General features: G+C 64.8%; 13 protein-coding genes. 12 read left to right on the forward strand and 1 reads right to left on the reverse strand.

The window, feature by feature from the left end; genetic code table 11:
- Positions 1–296 precede the first annotated feature (296 nt).
- From G5134_RS11845 to G5134_RS11870, 6 genes are all read left to right on the forward strand, one after another.
- Positions 297–1,760 (forward strand): NAD-dependent succinate-semialdehyde dehydrogenase, encoded by a 1,464-nt coding sequence (locus G5134_RS11845; protein WP_421232024.1) that lies wholly within the window; start codon positions 297–299, stop codon positions 1,758–1,760.
- Positions 1,761–1,908: 148 nt separating this feature from the next.
- Positions 1,909–3,198, forward strand: coding sequence for a 4-aminobutyrate--2-oxoglutarate transaminase (gene gabT / locus G5134_RS11850; protein ID WP_421232025.1), 1,290 nt, complete (start codon positions 1,909–1,911; stop codon positions 3,196–3,198).
- 235 nt (positions 3,199–3,433) lie between these two features.
- Positions 3,434–3,559 carry a hypothetical protein gene (locus tag G5134_RS11855; protein WP_005303046.1) on the forward strand — a complete coding sequence of 42 codons (126 nt, stop codon included), beginning with the start codon at positions 3,434–3,436 and terminating at the stop codon, positions 3,557–3,559.
- Entirely contained in the window at positions 3,556–4,899 is a 1,344-nt protein-coding gene (locus G5134_RS11860; protein WP_005303048.1) for an APC family permease, read from the forward strand. The genes G5134_RS11855 and G5134_RS11860 overlap by 4 nt, the downstream gene beginning before the upstream one ends.
- Positions 4,900–5,256: 357 nt before the next feature.
- Entirely contained in the window at positions 5,257–5,406 is a 150-nt protein-coding gene (locus tag G5134_RS11865; protein WP_005303052.1) for a hypothetical protein, read from the forward strand.
- Complete coding sequence (locus G5134_RS11870) at positions 5,406–6,749, forward strand: APC family permease (RefSeq protein WP_005303054.1); 1,344 nt, start codon at positions 5,406–5,408, stop codon at positions 6,747–6,749. The genes G5134_RS11865 and G5134_RS11870 overlap by 1 nt, the downstream gene beginning before the upstream one ends.
- An 87-nt stretch (positions 6,750–6,836) precedes the next feature.
- Here G5134_RS11870 and G5134_RS11875 read toward each other — a convergent pair whose 3' ends face one another.
- On the reverse strand, positions 6,837–7,217 hold the full coding sequence (locus G5134_RS11875) for a hypothetical protein (RefSeq protein WP_421157437.1): 381 nt from the start codon (positions 7,215–7,217) through the stop codon (positions 6,837–6,839).
- Between the two features lie 248 nt (positions 7,218–7,465).
- Here G5134_RS11875 and G5134_RS11880 point away from each other — a divergent pair, with 248 nt between their 5' ends.
- The 6 genes from G5134_RS11880 (at position 7,466) to G5134_RS11905 (ending at position 19,747) form a co-directional block, all read left to right on the forward strand.
- Positions 7,466–8,620, forward strand: coding sequence for a sodium dependent phosphate pump (locus G5134_RS11880; protein ID WP_010633351.1), 1,155 nt, complete (start codon positions 7,466–7,468; stop codon positions 8,618–8,620).
- Between the two features lie 159 nt (positions 8,621–8,779).
- On the forward strand, positions 8,780–9,250 hold the full coding sequence (locus tag G5134_RS11885; RefSeq protein ID WP_010633350.1) for an FKBP-type peptidyl-prolyl cis-trans isomerase: 471 nt from the start codon (positions 8,780–8,782) through the stop codon (positions 9,248–9,250).
- A 224-nt stretch (positions 9,251–9,474) separates the two neighbouring features.
- Complete coding sequence (locus G5134_RS11890; RefSeq protein WP_017765719.1) at positions 9,475–10,242, forward strand: DODA-type extradiol aromatic ring-opening family dioxygenase; 768 nt, start codon at positions 9,475–9,477, stop codon at positions 10,240–10,242.
- A gap of 236 nt (positions 10,243–10,478) precedes the next feature.
- Positions 10,479–15,362: a PAS domain S-box protein gene (locus tag G5134_RS11895; protein WP_421232026.1), complete on the forward strand. Its 4,884-nt coding sequence runs from the start codon at positions 10,479–10,481 to the stop codon at positions 15,360–15,362.
- An 11-nt stretch (positions 15,363–15,373) separates the two neighbouring features.
- Positions 15,374–16,306 (forward strand): diguanylate cyclase, encoded by a 933-nt coding sequence (locus G5134_RS11900; RefSeq protein ID WP_408814121.1) that lies wholly within the window; start codon positions 15,374–15,376, stop codon positions 16,304–16,306.
- Between the two features lie 186 nt (positions 16,307–16,492).
- Positions 16,493–19,747 (forward strand): ATP-binding protein, encoded by a 3,255-nt coding sequence (locus G5134_RS11905; protein ID WP_421232027.1) that lies wholly within the window; start codon positions 16,493–16,495, stop codon positions 19,745–19,747.
- Positions 19,748–19,894 lie beyond the last annotated feature (147 nt).

Below are 19,894 nucleotides of genomic sequence, written 5' to 3' on the forward strand. Positions count from 1 at the left end.
GTGTGCCTGGTAGGAGCCATTGGCGGCCCCGGTTAAAATAGCGAGTCAATCCGACCGACCTGTTTGTTATCCTGCACAGTGCACTCCGTTCATTATTTTGCACACCCTGCACCACAGAAACCGGTAAAATCGCTCCAACAGCTCCATTTCTAGCACGCGAGACACAGTTTACTCAAATATATTTAACACTTGAAAAACATTTCAGCTCAATTTATGGTCTTCCTGTGCTTATTATTCTATACGGTGGCGGCACAGGATGAGCCGGCCCCCTGACCCACAATCGAGGCTTGCTATCTATGTCAGCATCACAACCCGCACTCTCCCTGATCAAATCCCTTGCCTATATAGATGGTCGCTGGTGCGAAGCCAGCGGCGGACGCCGATTCGAGGTGCACAACCCGGCCACCGGCCAGGTCATTACCCAGGTGCCCGACATGGACGAGGGCGACACCCGCCGCGCCATCGCCGCCGCCCACGCGGCCCAGCCGGGCTGGGCGGCGCTCACCGCCAAGGAGCGCAGCAACCGACTCTACGCCTGGTTCGAGCTCATCATGGCCAACCAGGAGGAACTGGCCCGCATCATGACCTGCGAGCAGGGCAAGCCGCTGGCCGAGGCCAAGGGGGAAGTAGCCTACGGTGCCAGCTTCATCCAGTGGTTCGCGGAAGAGGGCAAACGCGCCTACGGCCGTACCATTCCTGGCTTCTCCAGCGACCGCCGGCTGGCTACCATCAAGCAGCCGGTGGGGGTAGTCGCCGCCATCACCCCCTGGAACTTCCCCATCGCCATGATCACCCGCAAGGCGGGCCCGGCGCTGGCTGCCGGTTGTACCATCGTCATCAAGCCGGCCGCCGAGACCCCGCTCTGTGCACTGGCACTGGCGGCGCTGGCAGAACAGGCAGGGATCCCGGCCGGGGTCATCAACATCGTCACCAGCCATCAGGCCGCGGCGGTGGGCAACGAGCTGTGCAACAACAAGACGGTGCGCAAGCTCTCCTTCACCGGCTCCACCCGCATCGGCAAGCTGTTGATGCGCCAGTGCGCCGACACCATGAAGAAGCTGTCGCTGGAGCTCGGCGGCAACGCCCCCTTTATCGTGTTTGACGACGCCGATCTCGACGCTGCCATCGCCGGCGCGCTCGCCTCCAAATACCGCAACGCCGGCCAGACCTGCGTCTGCGCCAACCGCATCCTGGTGCAGGCTGGCATCTACGACGCCTTCGCCGAGAAGCTCACCGCCGCCGTCAAGGCCTTCAAGGTAGGCGACGGCATGAGCGAAGGCACCCAGATAGGCCCGCTCATCAACCCGGCCGCCGCCAGCAAGGTGGCCGAGCTGGTCAAACAGGCCACCGCCGCCGGCGCCGAGCTGCTGATGGGGGGCGAAGCCCACCCCGCCGGCCCGCTCTTCTACCAGCCCACCATTCTGGGCAAGGTGGATAAAACCAACCCCATCCTGCAGGAGGAGATCTTCGGCCCGGTGGCGCCCTTGGTGCGCTTTGACACCGAGGCCGAGGCCATCGCTCTGGCCAACGACACCCCTTATGGTCTGGCTGCCTACTTCTATGGCCGCGACATCGCCCGCGTCTGGCGGGTGGCCGAGCAGCTCGAATACGGCATGGTCGGCATCAACGAGGGGATCATCTCGACCGAGCTGGCCCCCTTTGGTGGCATCAAGGAGTCGGGCCTGGGTCGTGAAGGGGCGGCCGAGGGGCTGGAGGAGTACCTCGAGACCAAATACCTCTGCTTTGGCGGCATCCGCTAGGCAGTCACATCTTGCGCCGGCGGCCGGGCCTGCAACAGGGGCCTACCCCCCGCCGGCGCAGCCATATCGCTTAACAAGGACGAAGTGAGTGCTCCCAAGGGGCCTCGCCACATTGAGACAGGGGCCCCCGGCCCCTCAGGGAGGAAAGATGAGTCAGTCAGCATCAAACAAGGCGTGGCAAGCGCGCCGCGAAGCCGCCGTGGTCAACGGCGTCGGCACCCTGCTGCCGGTGTTTATCGACCGGGCACAAAACGCCGAGCTGTGGGATGTGGAGGGCAACCGCTACATCGATTTTGCCTCCGGCATCGCCGTGCTCAACACCGGCCACAACCACCCGAAAGTGGTGGCGGCGGTGCGCGCGCAGCTGGAGAAGTTCAGCCACACCTGCTTCCAGGTCACCCCCTACCCCGGCTATATCGAGCTGGCGGAAAAACTGAATGCCCTGGTGCCCGGCCCTACCCCGAAGCGCACCCTGTTTCTCTCCACCGGCGCCGAGGCGGTAGAGAACGCCATCAAGATCGCCCGCGCCCACACCGGCCGCAGCGGCACCATCGCCTTCAAGGGGGGCTTTCACGGCCGCACCATGATGGGGATGGCGCTCACCGGCAAGGTGGTGCCCTACAAGACCGGTTTCGGCCCCTTCCCGGGGGAGGTCTATCACCTGCCCTTCCCGAGCGACTATCTGGGAGTGAGCGAGGCCGATGCGCTGGCTGCGCTGGATCTCTGCTTCAGCTCGGATATCGAACCGACCCGGGTGGCCGCCATCATCATCGAGCCGGTGCAGGGTGAAGGGGGCTTCTACCCCGCCTCCGCCAGCTTCATGCAGCGCCTGCGCCAGCTGTGCGATCAGCACGGCATCCTGCTCATCTGCGACGAGATCCAGAGCGGTTTCTGTCGCACCGGCAAGACCTTCGCCACCGAATACAGCGGCATCGAGCCGGACATCATGACGCTCGCCAAGAGCCTGGCCGGCGGCTTCCCGCTCTCCGCCGTGGTGGGCAAGGCGGAGGTGATGAACGCCGCCAAGCCGGGTGGCCTGGGCGGCACCTACGCCGGTTCTCCCATCGCCTGCGCCGCCGCCCTGGCGGTGCTGGAGGTGATCGAAGAGGAGCGTCTCAACCAGCAGGCCCAGGCCCAGGGCGAGCAGATCAAGGCACGCCTGCAGCAGCTGGCCGAGCGTTTTGACTGCATCGGCGACATCCGTGGCCCCGGCGCCATGGTGGCCATGGAACTGGTCAGGCAGCGCGATGCAAACCAGCCGGATGCCGAGCTCACCAAGCGACTGGTGGCCGAGGCGGGCAAGCGCGGGCTGGTGCTGCTGGCCTGCGGCGTGCGGGCCAACGTCATCCGCTTCCTGGCGCCGCTGACGGCCTCGCCGGCCATCATCGAGGAGGGGCTGACCCTGCTTGAACAGGCCCTGCAGGCGGCTCACGCCTGATCTGAAACAGAGCATTCGCCCATTAGTGCAAAAAAATGCGTTTTTGCCCCCTTGATATGCTTGTCAAGGGGGCAACACGAATGCACAATGCGCCGCCGCGTAAAAGGACCGACCACTTGCTGAGTCAGGTTCTTTTTTTGCGGCAAACAAATCCACAACGAGGCCGGAACCGACCGGAAAAGATAGCGAGATGGGTTGCCATCTCACGACACCCGCTTCTCTAGTGAGGAACACCATGGGGTATTTCACTGCTTTCCTGCCGGCCCGCGCCGGTCTGCGCCGCCTTGCTGGCGCCCCCTATGCCCAGGTTGATGCCGTCAGCCTGATCCCTTCGGCCCGGATTGAGGGGAAAGCACAATGAATGCCCAACCCGTCGGCCTGAAAAAAAGCCTGAAGCTGTGGCACGTCGTCATCATGGGGCTGGCCTACCTGACCCCCATGGCGGTCTTTGACACCTTCGGCATCGTCACCGAAATCACCGAAGGCCATGTGCCGACCGCCTACCTGTTTGCCCTCATCGGCATGCTGTTCACCGCCATGAGTTACGGCCACCTGGTACGCAAGTTTCCCTCGGCGGGCTCCGCCTACACCTATGCCCAGAAGGTGTTCCACCCTTACGTGGGCTTCATGGTGGGCTGGGTCTCCCTGCTCGACTACATGTTCATGCCGATGATCAACATGCTGCTGGCCAAGATCTATATGGAGGCCCTGTTCCCGAGCGTGGAACCCTGGACCTACATCCTGGGGCTGGCCGCCGTCATGACCTTCCTGAACCTGCGCGGCATCAAGCTGGTGGCCAACTTCAACAGCCTGATCGTCATCATGCAGTTCAGCATCATCGCCGTCTTCATCGGCCTCATCGCCTGGGGTGTCTACCATGGCGAGGGGCTCGGCACGGTGGCGAGCAGCCGTCCCTTCTTCTCCGATCAGATGGCGGTAGCCCCCCTGCTCACCGGCGCCTCCATCCTCTGTCTGTCGTTCCTCGGCTTTGACGCCATCACCACCCTGTCGGAAGAGACGCCGAACGCGGATCGGGTGATCCCCCGCGCCATCGTGCTGACGGCGCTGATCGGCGGTGTGCTGTTCATCTCCGTCTCCTACTTCCTGCAGCTGTTCTTCCCGGACATCTCCCGCTTCCAGCAGCCGGATGCGGTACTGCCGGAGATCGCCCTCTATGTGGGCGGCAAGCTGTTCCAGGCAGTGGTGCTGGTGTGCACCACGGTGGCGGTGCTGGCCTCGGGGCTCGCCTCCCACGCCGGCGTGTCGCGCCTGCTCTACGTGATGGGACGGGATCGCGCCCTGCCGAGCCGCTTCTTCGCCTATATCCACCCGACCTGGCAGACCCCGGCGCTGAACGTGCTGCTGGTGGGGATCCTGGCCCTCTCGGCGGTGTCGTTCGATCTGGAAATGGCGCTGGCACTGATCAACTTCGGCGCCCTGGTGGCCTTCACCTTCGTCAATCTGGCGGTGATTGCCCACTTCTACGTCAAGCTCGGTCACAACAAGACGCTGCGGGATCACCTGATCTTCCTGCTGCTGCCCCTGTGCGGCGCCGCCTGCATCGGCGTGCTCTGGCTCAACCTGGAGCCGGCCTCCTTCGAGCTGGGGCTGATCTGGGCCGCCCTCGGCGCCCTCTATCTGCTGCTGCGCCTGACGGTATTCCGGGTCCAGCTGCGCCGGCCCGAAACCGACGCCTCCTGAGCCCCCTTCTCATGACTACTGCGCCCGCCTTTCGCGGGCGTTTTTTTACCCCTGTTCATCCGCCGTGACAGTGCCCTTCGCACCAGAGCGGCTCCGCTCGCGCCCCTGTCAGCACAGGCTGCCAGCCGGGGGCTCAATCCCGACCTGACCCAGGTCAACAAAATCCCCTGACGGGGGCATTTTTGCTTGTGTCCTCCCCCCCCTGAGGGCACAATACGCCGCCCCTGAGAGCCGATGTTTTTTGCAACATCGGTTCTTCGTTTTTAAGGGGTAAACCACATTCACCAAGAGGCCGGACTTTGTACCGGAATTGATACCGAGATTGCCAGGCAATCTCCCGACGTTGTGAGGAAATACATGGGGCATTTCATTGCTTTCCTGCCGGTCCCCGCCGGCGTGCGCCACTTGTCTGTGCCACAGACCGGCGCCCCCTGTGTCCAGCGACGCGCTGCGTCCCTGATCCCGTCCCCCTTCGCCGACCTGGCGATCACAGAGGAGAAAGCGTGATGGCCGGTGCCAAGCTGCTCAAGACGCTCACCCTCTTCCAGGTAGTGGTGATGGGTCTGGCTTACCTCACACCCATGGCGGTATTCGATACCTTCGCCATCGTCGGTGACATTACCGAAGGCCGCGTTGCCACCGCCTATCTGCTGGCGCTCGGCGGCATTCTGCTGACCGCCATCAGCTACGGCCACCTGGTGCGCAAATTCCCCTCCGCGGGCTCTGCCTATACCTACGCCCAGAAGGTGTTCAACCCCTACATCGGCTTCATGGTCGGCTGGTCCTCCCTGCTCGACTATATGTTCATGCCGATGATCAACATCCTGCTGGCCAAGATCTACCTGACCGCCATGTTCCCCGGCGTCGAGCCCTGGATCTTCATCTTCGGTCTGGTGACCGTGATGACCTTCCTCAACCTGCGCGGCATCAATCTGGTGGCCAACTTCAATGGCGTCATCGTCTTCATCCAGCTGGCCATCATCACCGTCTTCCTCGGCCTGATGGGCTGGGGCATCTATCAGGGTGAAGGGGCCGCGACCCTGCTGAGCAGCCGTCCGTTCCACTTCGAGTCGGCCGGCATGGTGCCGCTGTTCACCGGCGCCACCATCCTCTGCTTCTCGTTCCTGGGCTTCGACGGCTTGAGCTCGCTCTCCGAAGAGACCCCGAACGCCGGCAAGGTGATCCCGCGCGCCATCGTGCTGACTGCGCTGATCGGCGGCATCATCTTCGTGACCGTCTCCTACTTCCTGCAGCTCTACTTCCCGGATCTGGCCCGCTTCAAGGAGCCGGACGCCGTGCTGCCGGAGATTGCCCTCTACGTCGGCGGCACCCTGTTCCAGAGCGTGGTGCTGGTGTGCACCACGGTAGCCGTGCTGGCCTCCGGCATGGCCGCCCACGCCGGCGTGTCGCGCATCCTCTACGTGATGGGGCGCGATCGGATGATCCCGGAGCGGGTATTCGGCTACATCCACCCCAAATACCGCACCCCGGCCATCAACGTGCTGATGGTGGGTGCCCTGGCCCTCTCCGCGGTGTCGTTCGATCTGGACATGGCGCTGGCGCTGGTGAACTTCGGTGCCCTGGTGGCCTTCACCTTCGTCAACCTGTCGGTCATCGGTCAGTTCTGGGTGCGCGAGAAGCGCAACAAGAGCCTCAAGGAGCACCTGCTGTTCCTGCTGCTGCCGCTGCTGGGCGCCGCCACCATAGGCGCGCTCTGGATCAACCTGGAGCAGAGCTCGCTGGAGCTGGGCCTGATCTGGGCCGGCCTTGGCGTCACCTACCTGTTCCTGCGCCTCGCGGTGTTCCGCATCCCCTTCCGTCAGTACGAAGAGGCGGCCGACTCGCAGTAAGCGGCCAGCACCAACCAAGCAGAAGGGGAGCCATGGCTCCCCTTCTTCGTGCACCTCATCTGATCACCGCCCTCGCGGCGGCCGGGCTCAACCCTGGTTGATCACCGCAGTGGCAGCCGCCTTGAGCGGATCTTTGGCCACCGCCTTCACATCCTGCTGGGTCTGCTTGAGCTGCTGGCCGGCCTGATCGACCTTCTGCTGGGTCCCCTGCAGCTGGCTCTTGCCCTCCTTGATGCCGGCGGTTTTCTGGTCCAGCACGTCCGTGGTGTGCTTCTTCACCTCGGCCCCGGCCTTCTCTTTCTGCTGGCGCACCAGCTTGTCGGTATCACAGCGGCCCTTGACCCCCAGGGTCGCATTGAGCGCCTCGTTCTTCATTGCCTTGTCGAGGTTGCACTCGGATTTCAACACGCTCGCCTGGGCACCGACAGACAGCAGACCCAGGGACAGACACAACACCCATGCACGCATAACAACACCACGCTGGTTGAGATAAGGAAGGCCGCAGCATAACGCCCTGTGCCCCGGCTGCAAGCCGCCAGACACATTCGCAGCCAAACGGGGCGAGATCCCGGCCCAATCCGACACCTTCTGTCCCATCTTCCCCACCCGGCCATGTCATCAAATCATCACAAAAGTGTCACTTTGTCATATTTCTGTCATGGAGCCCTGCTGTAATGCGCCCGTCCATTTTCAAGCAGACTGTCCCAAGAGGCTTCATGCACAGCACCCCATCTTTTGCACAACAGCAGACCCGTCGTACTGGCCCACTGTTCAACTGGCTCGCTGTGATCACCCTGATCTACCTGATCCTGGTTGCCGTCGGCGCCGTCTCCCACGGCTTCAAAGGCTTCTCCGGCGGCGCCGAGGGCGCGGCCCAGATCTTCGCCTTCGCCAACAACCCCTTCGTCGCCCTGCTGCTCGGCATCCTGGCCACCGCCCTGGTGCAATCCTCCAGCACGGTCACCTCGGTGATCGTCGGTCTGGTGGCCGGCGGCCTGCCCATCGGCATGGCCATCCCCATGGTGATGGGCGCCAACCTCGGCACCACCATCACCAACACCATCGTCTCCCTCGGCCATATCCGGGATCGGGGCGAGTTTCGCCGCGCCTTTGCCGCCGCCACCGTGCACGACTTCTTCAACCTGCTGGCGGTGTTCATCTTCCTGCCGCTGGAGCTGATGTTCGGTCTGCTGCAAAAGAGTGCCGAGGCGCTGGCCACCCTGCTGGTCGGCTCCGCCGACATGTCGATGAAGGGGATGGATTTCATGAAGCCCCTCATCTCCCCGGCCCTCAACTTCATCGACGACCTGGTGGCCTTCCTGCCGGGCAAAGGGCCGGCCATCGCCACCATCGTCATCGGCATCCTGTTGATCCTCGGCTGCGTCACCTGGCTCGGCAAGGTGCTGCAACGGGTGCTGGTCGGCCGTGCCAAAGAGGTGCTACACAAGGCGCTGGGCCGCGGCCCGCTGACCGGCATCGCCTCCGGCACCCTGGTTACCGTGATGGTGCAGTCCTCTTCCACCACCACCAGCCTGATGATCCCGCTGGCCGGCGGCGGCGTGTTCAGCACCCGTCAGCTCTATCCCTTCACCCTGGGCGCCAATATCGGCACCACCATCACCGCCCTGCTGGCCGCCACCGCCATCAGTGGTGCCGGGGCCAAGCTGGCGCTGACCATCGCCCTGGTGCACGTGCTGTTCAACCTGTTCGCCGTGGTGCTCATCTACGGGGTACCCTTCCTGCGCGAGCTGCCGGTCAAGGCGGCCGAGGGGCTGGCCCGGGTCGGCAGCGAGAACAAGCTGCTGGCGCTCGGCTACGTGGCGGGCCTCTTCTTCGCCCTGCCTGCCCTGATGATGGTGGCCGCCAAGTAACGACCACCCTGACGACGAGGGGGAGGCGCCAGTCGCCTCCCCCTGCTCATTTGCCCGTCCGGTCACATCCTGCCCCGCCCCGGCTCGCCCTGACGCCCCGGCTGGGATAAGATGCCGCACTCACTGCCCTCCCGGCATTTCACGACATAGGGATACCCGATGAAACTCGTTCTGATCGCGCTGCTGGTTGCCGGCGTCGCCTACTACTTCTACTCGAGCAGCAACAACAGGAAGCTGGCGGAAGAGAATGTGCGCAAGGGGGCCGAGTTCCTCGCCGCCAACAAGGAAAAACCCCTGGTGACCACCACCGCCTCCGGCCTGCAGTACGAAGTACTGACCCCCGGCAGCGGCACCGTTCACCCCACCGCCACCAGCAAGGTGAAGGTACACTACGAAGGCAAGCTGCTGGACGGCACCGTCTTCGACAGCTCGGTCGCCCGCGGCGAGCCCATCGAGTTCGGCCTCAACCAGGTGATCAAGGGCTGGACCGAAGGGGTACAGCTGATGGTGGAAGGGGAGAAGACCCGCTTCTACATCCCCGCCAACCTCGCCTACGGCGATCGCGCCGCCGGCAAGATCCCGCCGGGATCTGTATTGATCTTCGACGTGGAGCTGCTGGGTATTCAGTAACCCCGTCAACTCCCTCAGGGCCGGCCACTGCGCCGGCCTTGTTATTGGTGCTCTCCCCTCCTTCCCACCCATCACTATCAACCAATAGTGAACAGTGCTTATTTACAGAGCTGGATTGTTAACTTACATTTCGGGGCAGATAATGACCATATCGTCAGCGGCATGTCGCCCTGGCCCACCGTTTTCGGTGCCCTGGCACCGGTACAACGCATATGGAGTCTGTCATGTCTATCGCCCCCGTCTGGTTCATCTCCCATGGCGCCCCGGATCTGGTTCTGCGCGACCAGCCGGCGACCCACTTCCTCAAAAATCTGCGCCTTGGCGATCTGAAGGGGCTGGTGGTCATCTCGGCCCACTGGTTTACCCGCAGCGAGCTGCAGATCAACGTCGAGCCCAATCCAGCCTTGATGTACGACTTCTACGGCTTCCCCGAGCCGCTCTACCACATCCGCTGGCCGGCCAGCAGCCCGCTCTGGTTGCAGGAGGCGGTGAGCGATCAGCTGCTGCTGGCGGGCCTGCCCGCCGAGCCGGTGCGCCGCGAGCTGGATCACGGGGTCTGGTCGCCGCTCTCGCTGATGGACCCCGCCAGCAGCGTCCCGCTGGTGCAGCTCTCCATCCCGGCCAGCTTCACCCCGCGCCAGCTGTGGCAGCTGGGGGAGGCGCTGCAGCAGCTGCGTGCCCAGGGGATCGGCATCCTGGCCTCCGGCGCCATCACCCACAACCTGCGGGCGCTGGGGCCGGAAAACTCGCCGGTGCCGGGCTGGGCCCGCAGTTTCGTCGACTGGCTGGAGCTGACCATGGCCGAGGGTGACAGAGCGGCGCTGGAAGATTACCGCGCCCGCGCGCCGGGGGCGGTGGAATCCCACCCCCACGACGATCACCTGCGCCCGCTGTTCGTGGCGCTTGGCGCCGCCGGCCAGGACAAGCCGGTCAAGCTGCACGACAGCTGGGATGGCGGCAGCCTCTACATGGGCTCCTACCGCTTTGCATAGACGCGGCTGCCGTTCAGGCCAAGGTGACGAGCAGGAGAATCGGATACAAACGCCTGCGATTAATGCTAAGTTATGTTGCAACTCATTTGATACCAATTGGGATCGACGCAGAGCGCCCCCCTTCGCGCTCTGCGTTTTGAATGCGGGATATCAGGGTTTACTTTCAATGCATTAACGCGACTCAATCGTCGTATCGGGTGTGCTCTACGTCATCAGCGAGGCAAGGAGGCTTCAGCTTGCGCAATCACCACCCCTTTTTAGGGTTGAACCGCAGTGCAGGCCTGGTATTGATCATCGGCCTGCTGCTCTCCCTGCTCGGCACCCTCCTCCTCCATTACAGCAATGACAAGCAGGTACAAGCCAGCATCACGGCGGCCACGGAGCACGTCGCAGATACCGTCAAGGCGCGACTAGATCTGTATCAGTACGGTCTCAGAGGGGTACGCGGCGCCATCCTGACCGCCGGCGAACATGCCTTCGACAACGAGGACTTCGTTCGTTACAGCCTGACCAGGGATGTGGACCGTGAATTCCCCGGTGCCCGGGGTTTTGGCTTCATCAGGCGAGTGAAGGATGCCGAGCTGGACAACTTCATCCTGCGCGCCCAACGAGATGGGCGGCCAGGGTTCACCCTTCAGCTGCTCTCGCCCTATCGGGGTGAACATTTCATCATCCAGTTTATCGAGCCGCTATCACGCAACAAGGCGGCCATCGGGCTGGACATCGCCTCGGAGCCCTCGCGCCGTGAGGCGGCCCTCGCCGCTATCCGCAGCGGCGAGGTACGGCTGACCCCCCCCATCACCCTGGTACAGGCCACGGGCAAGCCAAGACAATCCTTTCTGATGCTGATGCCCATCTACCGCACCGTGACCACCCCTGCCACTCCCACGGAGCGAGAGGCCGCCGGGTTTGGCTGGAGCTATACCCCCTTGCTGATGGAAGAGTTGCTGGACGCCCTGCATCTGGAGAGCCCGGCCTTTCACATCAGACTGATCGATGTGACCGACCCCCGGCATATCCAGCCCTTCTATACCAGTGCCATCGACCATGAGTCGCGCAATCCGCACCACATCACCATGTCCAGAGCCGCCGAGCGGGAAATTCATGGCCGCCGCTGGCAGATCAGGCTCGACGCCCACCCCCTGTTCGTGGCGCAGCTCAACCAGACCTCCCCCTATGTGGTGTTGTTCACCGGCGGCCTCTTCACTCTGCTGCTCACCCTGCTCGCGCGCATGCGGGCTCAGGGGCAACAGCAACGTCTGCAACTCATTGAGGAACAGGCCAGGCTGGCCGCCATCGTGGCCGGTGCCAGTGACGGCATCATCGCCAAGACCCTGAACGGCGTCATCGTAAGCTGGAACAAGGGGGCCGAAGATCTGTTCGGTTACCCGGCCGGCGAGGCGCTGACCCGTACCGACAGCGCGCTGTTTCAGACGGATCACGACAGCGCCAGCGAGAAGGCGCTGCTCACCGACCTCAGGCAGGGCGTCCGGATCCCGAGCTTCTCCGCCCGGCGTCGGCACAGGGACGGCCATCTGCTGGATCTCTCCATCTCCATCGCCCCCATCTATGACCATAGGGGCAAGCTGGTCGGCACCTCAGAGACCATCCGGGACATCACTGCCCAGAAACAGGCAGAGGCCAAGATCCTGGAGCTCAACGCCAATCTGGAACATCAGGTGGCAGAGCGCACGGCTGAGCTGAGCAAGATCAACGTGTTATTGAGCAACGTCCTGCGCTCCGCCTCGGCGATCTCCATCATAGCGGCCGACCTGGAGGGCACCATCACCCTGTTCAACGAGGGGGCCGAGCAGCTGCTGGGATACAGCGCCGCCGACGTGGTCGGCAAGGAGACCCCCGGCATCTTCCACACCCGCGACGAGATGCAGGCCCGCAGTGTCGAGCTCAGCGCCCAGTACGGCGAGCAGATCAGCGGCTTCCAGGTATTCGTCTACAAACCGGAACGGGAAGGGGCGGAGAGCCGGGAGTGGACCTATGTGCGCAAGGATGGCAGCCGCTTCCCCGTCACCCTGGTGATCACCGCCATCCGTGATGAACAGGGGATCAGCCGGGGCTACCTTGGCATCGGCCTGGACATCACCGACAGCAAGGCGGCCGAGAAGAAGCTGGCCGAGAGTCTCGAGATCACCCGCGCCATCCTGGACACCGCCGTCAACCCCATCATGACCATGGATCCTGACGGCCGCATTCACTCCCTCAACCCGGCCGGTCAGACCGCCTTTGGCTATCAGGCCGGCGAGATCCAGGGCCGACAGGTGCAGACCCTGTTGCAAAGCAGCGATGAGCACGCGCTGGGTGAAGCTCCCCTCGGTGCCCTCAGCGACAGTCAGCTGGCCGCCCTGATGGAGAGGGAGTTTATCGGGCGGCGGCGCGATGGCAGCGAGTTCCCGCTGCAGATGTCGATCGGCCGGATGCAGGCGGCGGGCTCCAGCATGTTCGTCTGCATCATGACCGACATGACCCAGCAGCTGGCCCAGCGCAACGAGATCCTGTCGACCCGCGATCAGCTGCAGATGGCGGCCGACGTGGCCGAGCTGGGGATCTGGTCATGGGAGCTCGGCAGCAACGCCCTGAGCTGGAACAACCGCATGTTCGAGCTCTACGATCTGCCGCTGACGCTCAGGGACGAGGGGCTCAACTACCAGCACTGGGCAAACCGGGTGCACCCGGACGATCTGGCGGCCACCACCGCCAGCCTGAACCGCGCCGTGGCCGGCACCGGCATCTACGACCCCGTCTTTCGGGTGATGCAGGACAACGGCGATCACCGGGTGATCCAGGCCGGGGCCAAGGTGGAGCGGGACAGCAGCGGTCAGGCGCTGCGCGTCATCGGCTTCAACCGTGACATCACAGCCCAGACCGAGCTGGAGTCCCGCCTGCTCTATGCCAAGGAGCAGGCAGATGCCGCCAGCCAGACCAAGTCCTCCTTCCTCGCCAACATGAGCCACGAGATCCGCACCCCCCTCAACGCCGTGCTCGGCATGTTGCAGCTGATCCAGTACACCGAGCTCACCGCCCGCCAGCTCGACTATGTGGTCAAGGCGCACTCGGCGGCCAACTCCCTGCTGGGCTTGCTCAACGATATTCTCGACTACTCGAAGATCGAGGCCAGCAAGCTGCAGCTCGATCTGCACCCCTTCGACATCGAGCTGCTGATGCGGGACCTGGCCATCGTACTGGACGGCAACCAGCGCCAGAAAGAGATCGAGGTCATGTTCGATATCGACCCCCACCTGCCCAATCACCTGATCGGTGACAGCATGCGCCTGCAGCAGGTGCTCACCAACCTGGCGGGCAATGCCCTCAAGTTCACCATCAAGGGGCAAGTGGTGATCACCATGGCGCAGCTGGCCCGCCATGAGCAGACGGTCACCATCCGCGTGGCCGTCACCGACAGCGGCATCGGCATCAGCGCCCACCAGCTGGAGCGCATCTTCGAGAGCTTCACCCAGGCCGAGGCCTCCACCACCCGTCGCTTCGGCGGCTCCGGACTGGGGCTGGTGATCTGCAAACGCCTGCTCAAGCTGATGGGGGCAGAGCTGCGGGTCGAGAGTGAACCTGGCCGTGGCAGCCGTTTCTGGTTCGACATCACCCTGGCACAGGCCGCCCCCCAGTCTCTCAAGGAGGCCTGCCCGGACATGGCACCGCCCCCCTACATTCTGGTGGTCGACGACAGCGAGCTGGCGGCAGAGCTGCTGCAACGCACCCTGCTGCAGCTCGGCTGGCAGGCCGAGCTGGTCCACTCGGGGGCAGAAGCCGTCCGCCGGGTCGGCGAGGCCCGTGCTCTGGGCCGTCCCTTCGACATAGTGCTGATGGACTGGAGCATGCCGGGCATGGATGGACTGAACGCCGCCGCCCAGATCCGGCAACAGGCCGGGCAAGACCCTGTCCCCGGAGTCATCATGGTCACCGCCTACGGCCACGAGGTGTTCACCGAGTCGCACCAGTCGGGCGCCACCCCCTTCGTCAGTCTGCTGACCAAACCCGTGACTCCCAAGCAGCTGGCAGAGGCCATCTATCAGGCCCTCAATGGCCAGGACGTCGCGCCCGCTCTCCCTGCCCAGCACACCCGCCGGCTGAGTGGCCTCACCCTGCTGGTGGTGGAGGACAATCTGCTCAACCGCCAGGTCGCCTGCGAGTTGCTGAGCTGCGAAGGGGCCAGGGTGCTGCTGGCCGAATGCGGGCGGGACGGGGTGGCCATGGTATTGCAGCAAGCCCCCTCGTTTGATGCCGTGCTGATCGACATGCAGATGCCGGATATTGACGGGCTGGAGGCCACCCGCCAGATCCGGGCCCACCCGCAGTTTGCCAACCTGCCCATCATCGCCATGACCGCCAATGCCTCGGAAGCGGATCGCCAGCTCTGCCTGGCTGCCGGCATGAATGAGCATGTGGGCAAGCCCATTGCCCTCGAACAGCTGGTCTCCACCTTGCTGGCCCAGCTTGGCAAGGCTGGCCAGCCAGCCCTTGCCCAGCCCCCGTCCCCCGCAGCCAGCGAAGCCCTGCTGGAGGCCGAATCCGTCATACGCCAGCGTTTTGACAACGATATCGAGCTGCTGCAACGGATCCTGGGCCTGTTCGGCCCCGACATGGCAGAACAGCTGGAGGCCTTGCACCAGGCCATCGCCGCTGGCCAGGTCACGGAGGCCTGTCGCATATTGCACGCCATCAAGGGCAGTGCCAGCACCATGGGGGCCTGCCGACTGGCCACCCTGGCCAAGGCGCAGGAGCAGGCCCTGCTCCACGCCGACCAGCCGCAGGCCGCTGCGCTGCTGGCTGACGCCGGCTGGCTGCAGCTGTTGCAGGAGACGGTGCGGCTCAGCCTTGAGAGCCTCGAAAAAGCCTTCGCTCCGCCCCCCGACACCACCACGCAGCCGGCCGATGATGCCTTGTCCCTCGCCGAATGGCGGGAGGCCATGCAGCACATCCTGGCACTGCTGGAGGATGGCAATCTGGCGGCGGTCGAGCTGACCGAGGCCCTGGCGCCCAAGACGCCGCCGCAGCTGCACACCGCCTTTCGCCAGTTTGCCGGCCTGATCGACAACCTGGAGTTCGGCGCCGCCCTCAAGCTGGGACACGCCCTATGCGACAACCAATGATGGAGCCCAAGATGGTCCCCTGGAACCTGCCCACCAACCGTCGCCCCAAACTGCTGATCGTCGATGATCAGGCGATCAACATCAGGCTGCTGCACCAGCTCTTTCGCGAAGAGTGCGAGATCTTCATGGCAACCAGCGGGGAGCAGGCACTTGCCCTCTGCCGCAGCCTGCTGCCCGACCTTGTCTTGCTGGACGTCATCATGGACGGCATGAGCGGCCACGAGGTCTGCCAGCAACTCAAGGCGGATCCCGACACCCGGGACATTCCCGTCATCTTCGTCACGGCCCAGCAGGAGGAGACGGACGAAGAGTACGGCCTGGCGCTCGGCGCGGTGGATTTCATCAGCAAGCCCATCAGCCCCAACATCGTCAGGGCCAGGGTGAAGACCCACATCACCCTCAAGCTGCAGGGGGACTTGCTGCGCAACCTCGCCATGCTCGACGGCCTCACCGGCATACCGAACCGGCGCCAGTTCGATGATGAGCTGATGCGGCAGTGGCGCCAGGGTTGCCGGGACAACACCCCCCTCTCCCTCATCATGCTCGATGTCGATTACTTCAAGCGCTACAACGACCGCTATGGCCATCAGGCCGGCGATCACTGCCTGCAGGCCATCGCCGCCGTGCTGGCCGAGCGGCTGGGCAGGCCGCACGATCTGGTGGCCCGCTACGGCGGTGAGGAGTTTGCCTGCGTGCTGCCCAACACCCCCCTGGCCAGCGCCGTCCATCTCGCCGACAGCATGTGCAGCGCCGTGCGCGAGCTGGCCATCGAGCACCTCGCCTCCGAGGTGGCCAGGGTGGTGACCATCTCCCTTGGCGTGGTCTGTGCCATCCCCAGCCAGACCGGCACGCCGCAACAGCTGCTGGAGGCGGCCGACCGCCAGCTCTACCGGGCCAAAGAGGCAGGACGGGCCAGAGTCGCCGCCGATGGCGAGGGGGGATGAGTCCTCAGCCGTGCCTGCCCCAGTCCAAATCAGGAGTAAGAGCAGGCCGCTGGCGAGTCCCGTCCCGCCAGCGGCCTTGCCGTTTGCACTGACAAACTGCTGATTAAAGGTTCATTGTGCGCCGCTCTTCGGTAGAATCGCCGCTTTCGATCACCATCCAACCGGCGGGAGGGGCACAATCTGGCAATGAACCTGATCCGACCCCTGCTGCTGCTCTGCCTGCTGCTGCCCCTCTGCGCCCAGGCGCTCACCCTGCACAGTCGCCCCTACCTGCAAAGCCCCCCGGCGCCCGCCAGCACGGCTGACCAGCCCTGGCTCGCCGAAATGACGGCGCTGCGAGTCGGCGTGCTGCGCCACGACTATCGCCCGTTCGCCATGATCGGGCCCGATGATCACTTCGAGGGGATCGCCGCCGACTACCTCGACATCCTGGCCAGGGCGCTGCAAAAACCGGTGAAACTGCGGGCATTCAACGACACGCGCAGCGCGCTGGCGGCGCTGCGGGCCGGGGATCTCGACCTCGTCAACCTCGGCAACCTCAACCTCGGCGCGGCCGAACAGGCGGGCATCGCCCTCAGCCGGCGCTATTTCAGCAGTGCCCCCGTCTTCTCGGCCCTCGCCGCCGAACAGGGGCCGCTGCTGCTGCCGGGCCAGCGGGTCGCCACCGTGCGGGGCTATGTGAACGAGGCCGCCTTCAAGCGCTACTACCCGGATCTGGTGCTGGTCAACTACCCCTCCAACGTGGCAGCCTTCGATGCGGTCTTCTTCGGCCACGAGCCGCTGCTGCTAAGCGACCCCCACTCTCTGCACTACCTCAACAGCGAGCGCTTCGACAAGATCCGCCAGCGCAGCCAGGCGCAGCCCGCCATTGCGGCGGACGGCTTTCGCTTCGCGGTGTCGGCCGCTCACCCCGGCTTGCTGGCCCTGCTCGACCAGACCCTGGAGGGGGTGAGCGACGTCACCCGCAGCCTCATCTTCAACCAGTGGAACGGCCCCATCCGCGACATCGTCGAGCGCCCCAGCGATCTCTACAGCCGCGAGGAGCGCGCCTGGCTCGCCAGCGCCGGCCCGGTGAAGGTGTGGCTGATGGACGACCTCTACCCCTACGGGGTGCGCGACTATGACAACCAGCTCACCGGCATGTCGGTGGAGATGCTGGAGAAGATCAGCAAGCGCTCCGGCCTGCGCTTCGAGTTCGTCAGTTACGGCTCGGAGCAGGCGCGCAAGGAGGCCCTGCTCAGGGGGGAGCTGGATCTCATCGGTGCCATCTCCCGCCCGGTGGCCGAGGGCTACCGGCTGCGCCCCTCCCTGCCCTACGCCACCGACGACATCTATGTGCTGGTGGCCCGCAAGGGGGATGCCTTAAGCGGCGATCTGGCACAGCTCGCCGGCAAGCGGGTGGGCAGCACCATCTACAACCCCATCGCCAAAGGGCTTGGCGACAGCCAGGTGAGCTTTCTGGAGAGCGCCGACGAGGCGATGGAGGCGGTCAACGAGGGACGCCTCGATGCCGCCATCGTGCCGCTCTATTTTGCCCAGCATGCGGTGGAGGGGGGCAGGCTTCAGCAGATCCGCATCGCCGGCCCCGCCGACGACCAGCCGATCCGGATGGGCTTTGCAGGCCTGCCCGCCAACCGGATGCTGATGGACATCATCGACAAGACCATCCTCTCCATCGCTCCCAACGAGCTGGCGATGATGAGTTACCAGTGGCGCAACCGCAAACTGCCGGCCCCCACCTTCATGGAGCGCAACGCCCCCTACTTCTACCTGTTGCTGGCGGGGCTGTGCGCCGTCGCCCTGCTGCTGTTTTACCGCAACCGCATGCTCAACCGGCTGGCCCGCTCGGAGCAGGCCTCCCGCCGCCAGCTGGAGGAGCACGTGCGTTTCATCGAGGCGCTCGGCGAGAGCCTGCCCCACCCCATCGTCGTGCGCGACAAGAGCGGCAAGGTGATCCTCTGCAACAGCAAGTACCTGGCCACCCTCAACGCCCCCATCGAGCGGGTGCTCGGCACCTCGTTTGCCGAGGGGCTCAAGGGGCTGCTTGGCGCCGAGGCCATCGCCGCCCTGGAGCAGGATTTTCAGCAGGTGCTGCGAAGCGGCAGCCCCATACTGTCGGATCGCATCTTCAGCCAGCGCGGCCCGCGCCAGTTCGTCTACCACTGGATGGTGCCCTACTTTGACTACCGCGGCGCCATCAGCGGGGTGATCAACGGCTGGATCGACATCACCGAGCGCAAGACCATGGAGGAGGCGCTGCGCCGCGCCAAGGAGCAGGCCGACCGCGCCAGCCGGGCCAAGAGCGACTTTCTGGCCACCATGAGCCACGAGATCCGCACCCCCATGAACGCCATTCTCGGCATGCTGGAGCTGGCGAGCCAGGACCCCGCCCTCGCCCGCCACACCGGCGAGCAGCTGCGCATCGCCTCCGAATCCGCCAACGGCCTGCTCGATCTCATCGGCGACGTGCTGGACATCTCTAGCATCGAAGCGGGCCAGCTGACCCTGGCCCCCGAGCCGTGCGAGCTGGCCCCCCTGCTCCACTCGGTGGCCCGCGCCTGCAAGGGGATGGCCGAGCAGAAGGGGCTTGGCTTCCGGGTCGAGCTGCCCCCCCTGCCGCGGGTGCTCATCGACCCGCTGCGCCTGCGCCAAATCGTCTTCAACCTGCTCGGCAACGCCATCAAGTTCACCGAGCGGGGGGAGGTGAGCCTGCAGGCCAGCCTCACGGGGAGTGCGGAGCAGCCGCTGCTGCACCTCATCATCCGCGACAGCGGGGTGGGCATCGCCCCCGACAAGCTACCCGGGCTGTTCAGCCCCTTCTACCGCGCCCACGACCCCTACCAGTTCGCCGGCACCGGCCTTGGCCTCAATATCGCCCGCATGCTGTGCCAGCTGATGGGGGGCAAGATAGCGGTCAGCAGCGAGCTTGGCAGCGGCACCGAGCTCAGGATCCGGCTGCCACTCACCCCGCTGGCCGCCCCCCTCGAGCCCCTCGACGCCGCGTCGCCGCCGGCCGGGCCACTGCTTGTGCCCTCCCCCCGGCCGGTTGCGGCAACCCGGCTGCGGGTGCTGGTGGTGGACGACAACCACGCCAACCAGGTGCTGCTGCGCCAGCAGCTCAAGTATCTGGGCCACGAGGTGAGCGTGCGCGGCAACGGCGCCGAGGCGCTGCAGGCCAGCCAGAGCCAGCCCTTCGATCTCGTCATCACCGACTGCCAGATGCCGCTGATGGATGGCTTCGAGCTGACCCGCCGCCTGCGCGCCCGCGGTTACACGCAGCTTATCTGGGGCTTCACCGCCCACGCCACAGCGCGCGAGCGGGAACTCTGCCTGGCCGCCGGCATGGACGACTGCCTCTACAAGCCCATCGGCCTGGCCCGGCTGCGCACTGCCCTCGCCAGCCTCGAGCAGACCAATGCCGGCGCCCTGAGCCCGGTCTGATTATCTGGGCCGGATGGCGCGGGGCAGTGCTCCAACCGTATCCGCTCCAGCCGTGTCCACCCCAGTCCTGCCAGCCCGATCTCCGTCACACCCTCGCATGCTCGCGCCGGCCCTCAGCGCCTTCGGACTGGAGTCTGCTTGCGGCAG

The sequence above is a fragment of the Aeromonas sp. 600276 genome (assembly GCF_049175815.1).
Classification (GTDB): Bacteria; Pseudomonadota; Gammaproteobacteria; order Enterobacterales; family Aeromonadaceae; genus Aeromonas; species Aeromonas dhakensis.

Coding starts and splice junctions, on each gene's coding strand:
- G5134_RS11845 (WP_421232024.1), top strand. CDS start 297: ATGTCAGCATCACAACCCGCACTCTCCCTGATCAAATCCCTTGCCTAT.
- gabT (WP_421232025.1), top strand. CDS start 1,909: ATGAGTCAGTCAGCATCAAACAAGGCGTGGCAAGCGCGCCGCGAAGCC.
- G5134_RS11855 (WP_005303046.1), top strand. CDS start 3,434: ATGGGGTATTTCACTGCTTTCCTGCCGGCCCGCGCCGGTCTGCGCCGC.
- G5134_RS11860 (WP_005303048.1), top strand. CDS start 3,556: ATGAATGCCCAACCCGTCGGCCTGAAAAAAAGCCTGAAGCTGTGGCAC.
- G5134_RS11865 (WP_005303052.1), top strand. CDS start 5,257: ATGGGGCATTTCATTGCTTTCCTGCCGGTCCCCGCCGGCGTGCGCCAC.
- G5134_RS11870 (WP_005303054.1), top strand. CDS start 5,406: ATGGCCGGTGCCAAGCTGCTCAAGACGCTCACCCTCTTCCAGGTAGTG.
- G5134_RS11875 (WP_421157437.1), bottom strand. CDS start 7,217: ATGCGTGCATGGGTGTTGTGTCTGTCCCTGGGTCTGCTGTCTGTCGGT.
- G5134_RS11880 (WP_010633351.1), top strand. CDS start 7,466: ATGCACAGCACCCCATCTTTTGCACAACAGCAGACCCGTCGTACTGGC.
- G5134_RS11885 (WP_010633350.1), top strand. CDS start 8,780: ATGAAACTCGTTCTGATCGCGCTGCTGGTTGCCGGCGTCGCCTACTAC.
- G5134_RS11890 (WP_017765719.1), top strand. CDS start 9,475: ATGTCTATCGCCCCCGTCTGGTTCATCTCCCATGGCGCCCCGGATCTG.
- G5134_RS11900 (WP_408814121.1), top strand. CDS start 15,374: ATGGTCCCCTGGAACCTGCCCACCAACCGTCGCCCCAAACTGCTGATC.
- G5134_RS11905 (WP_421232027.1), top strand. CDS start 16,493: ATGAACCTGATCCGACCCCTGCTGCTGCTCTGCCTGCTGCTGCCCCTC.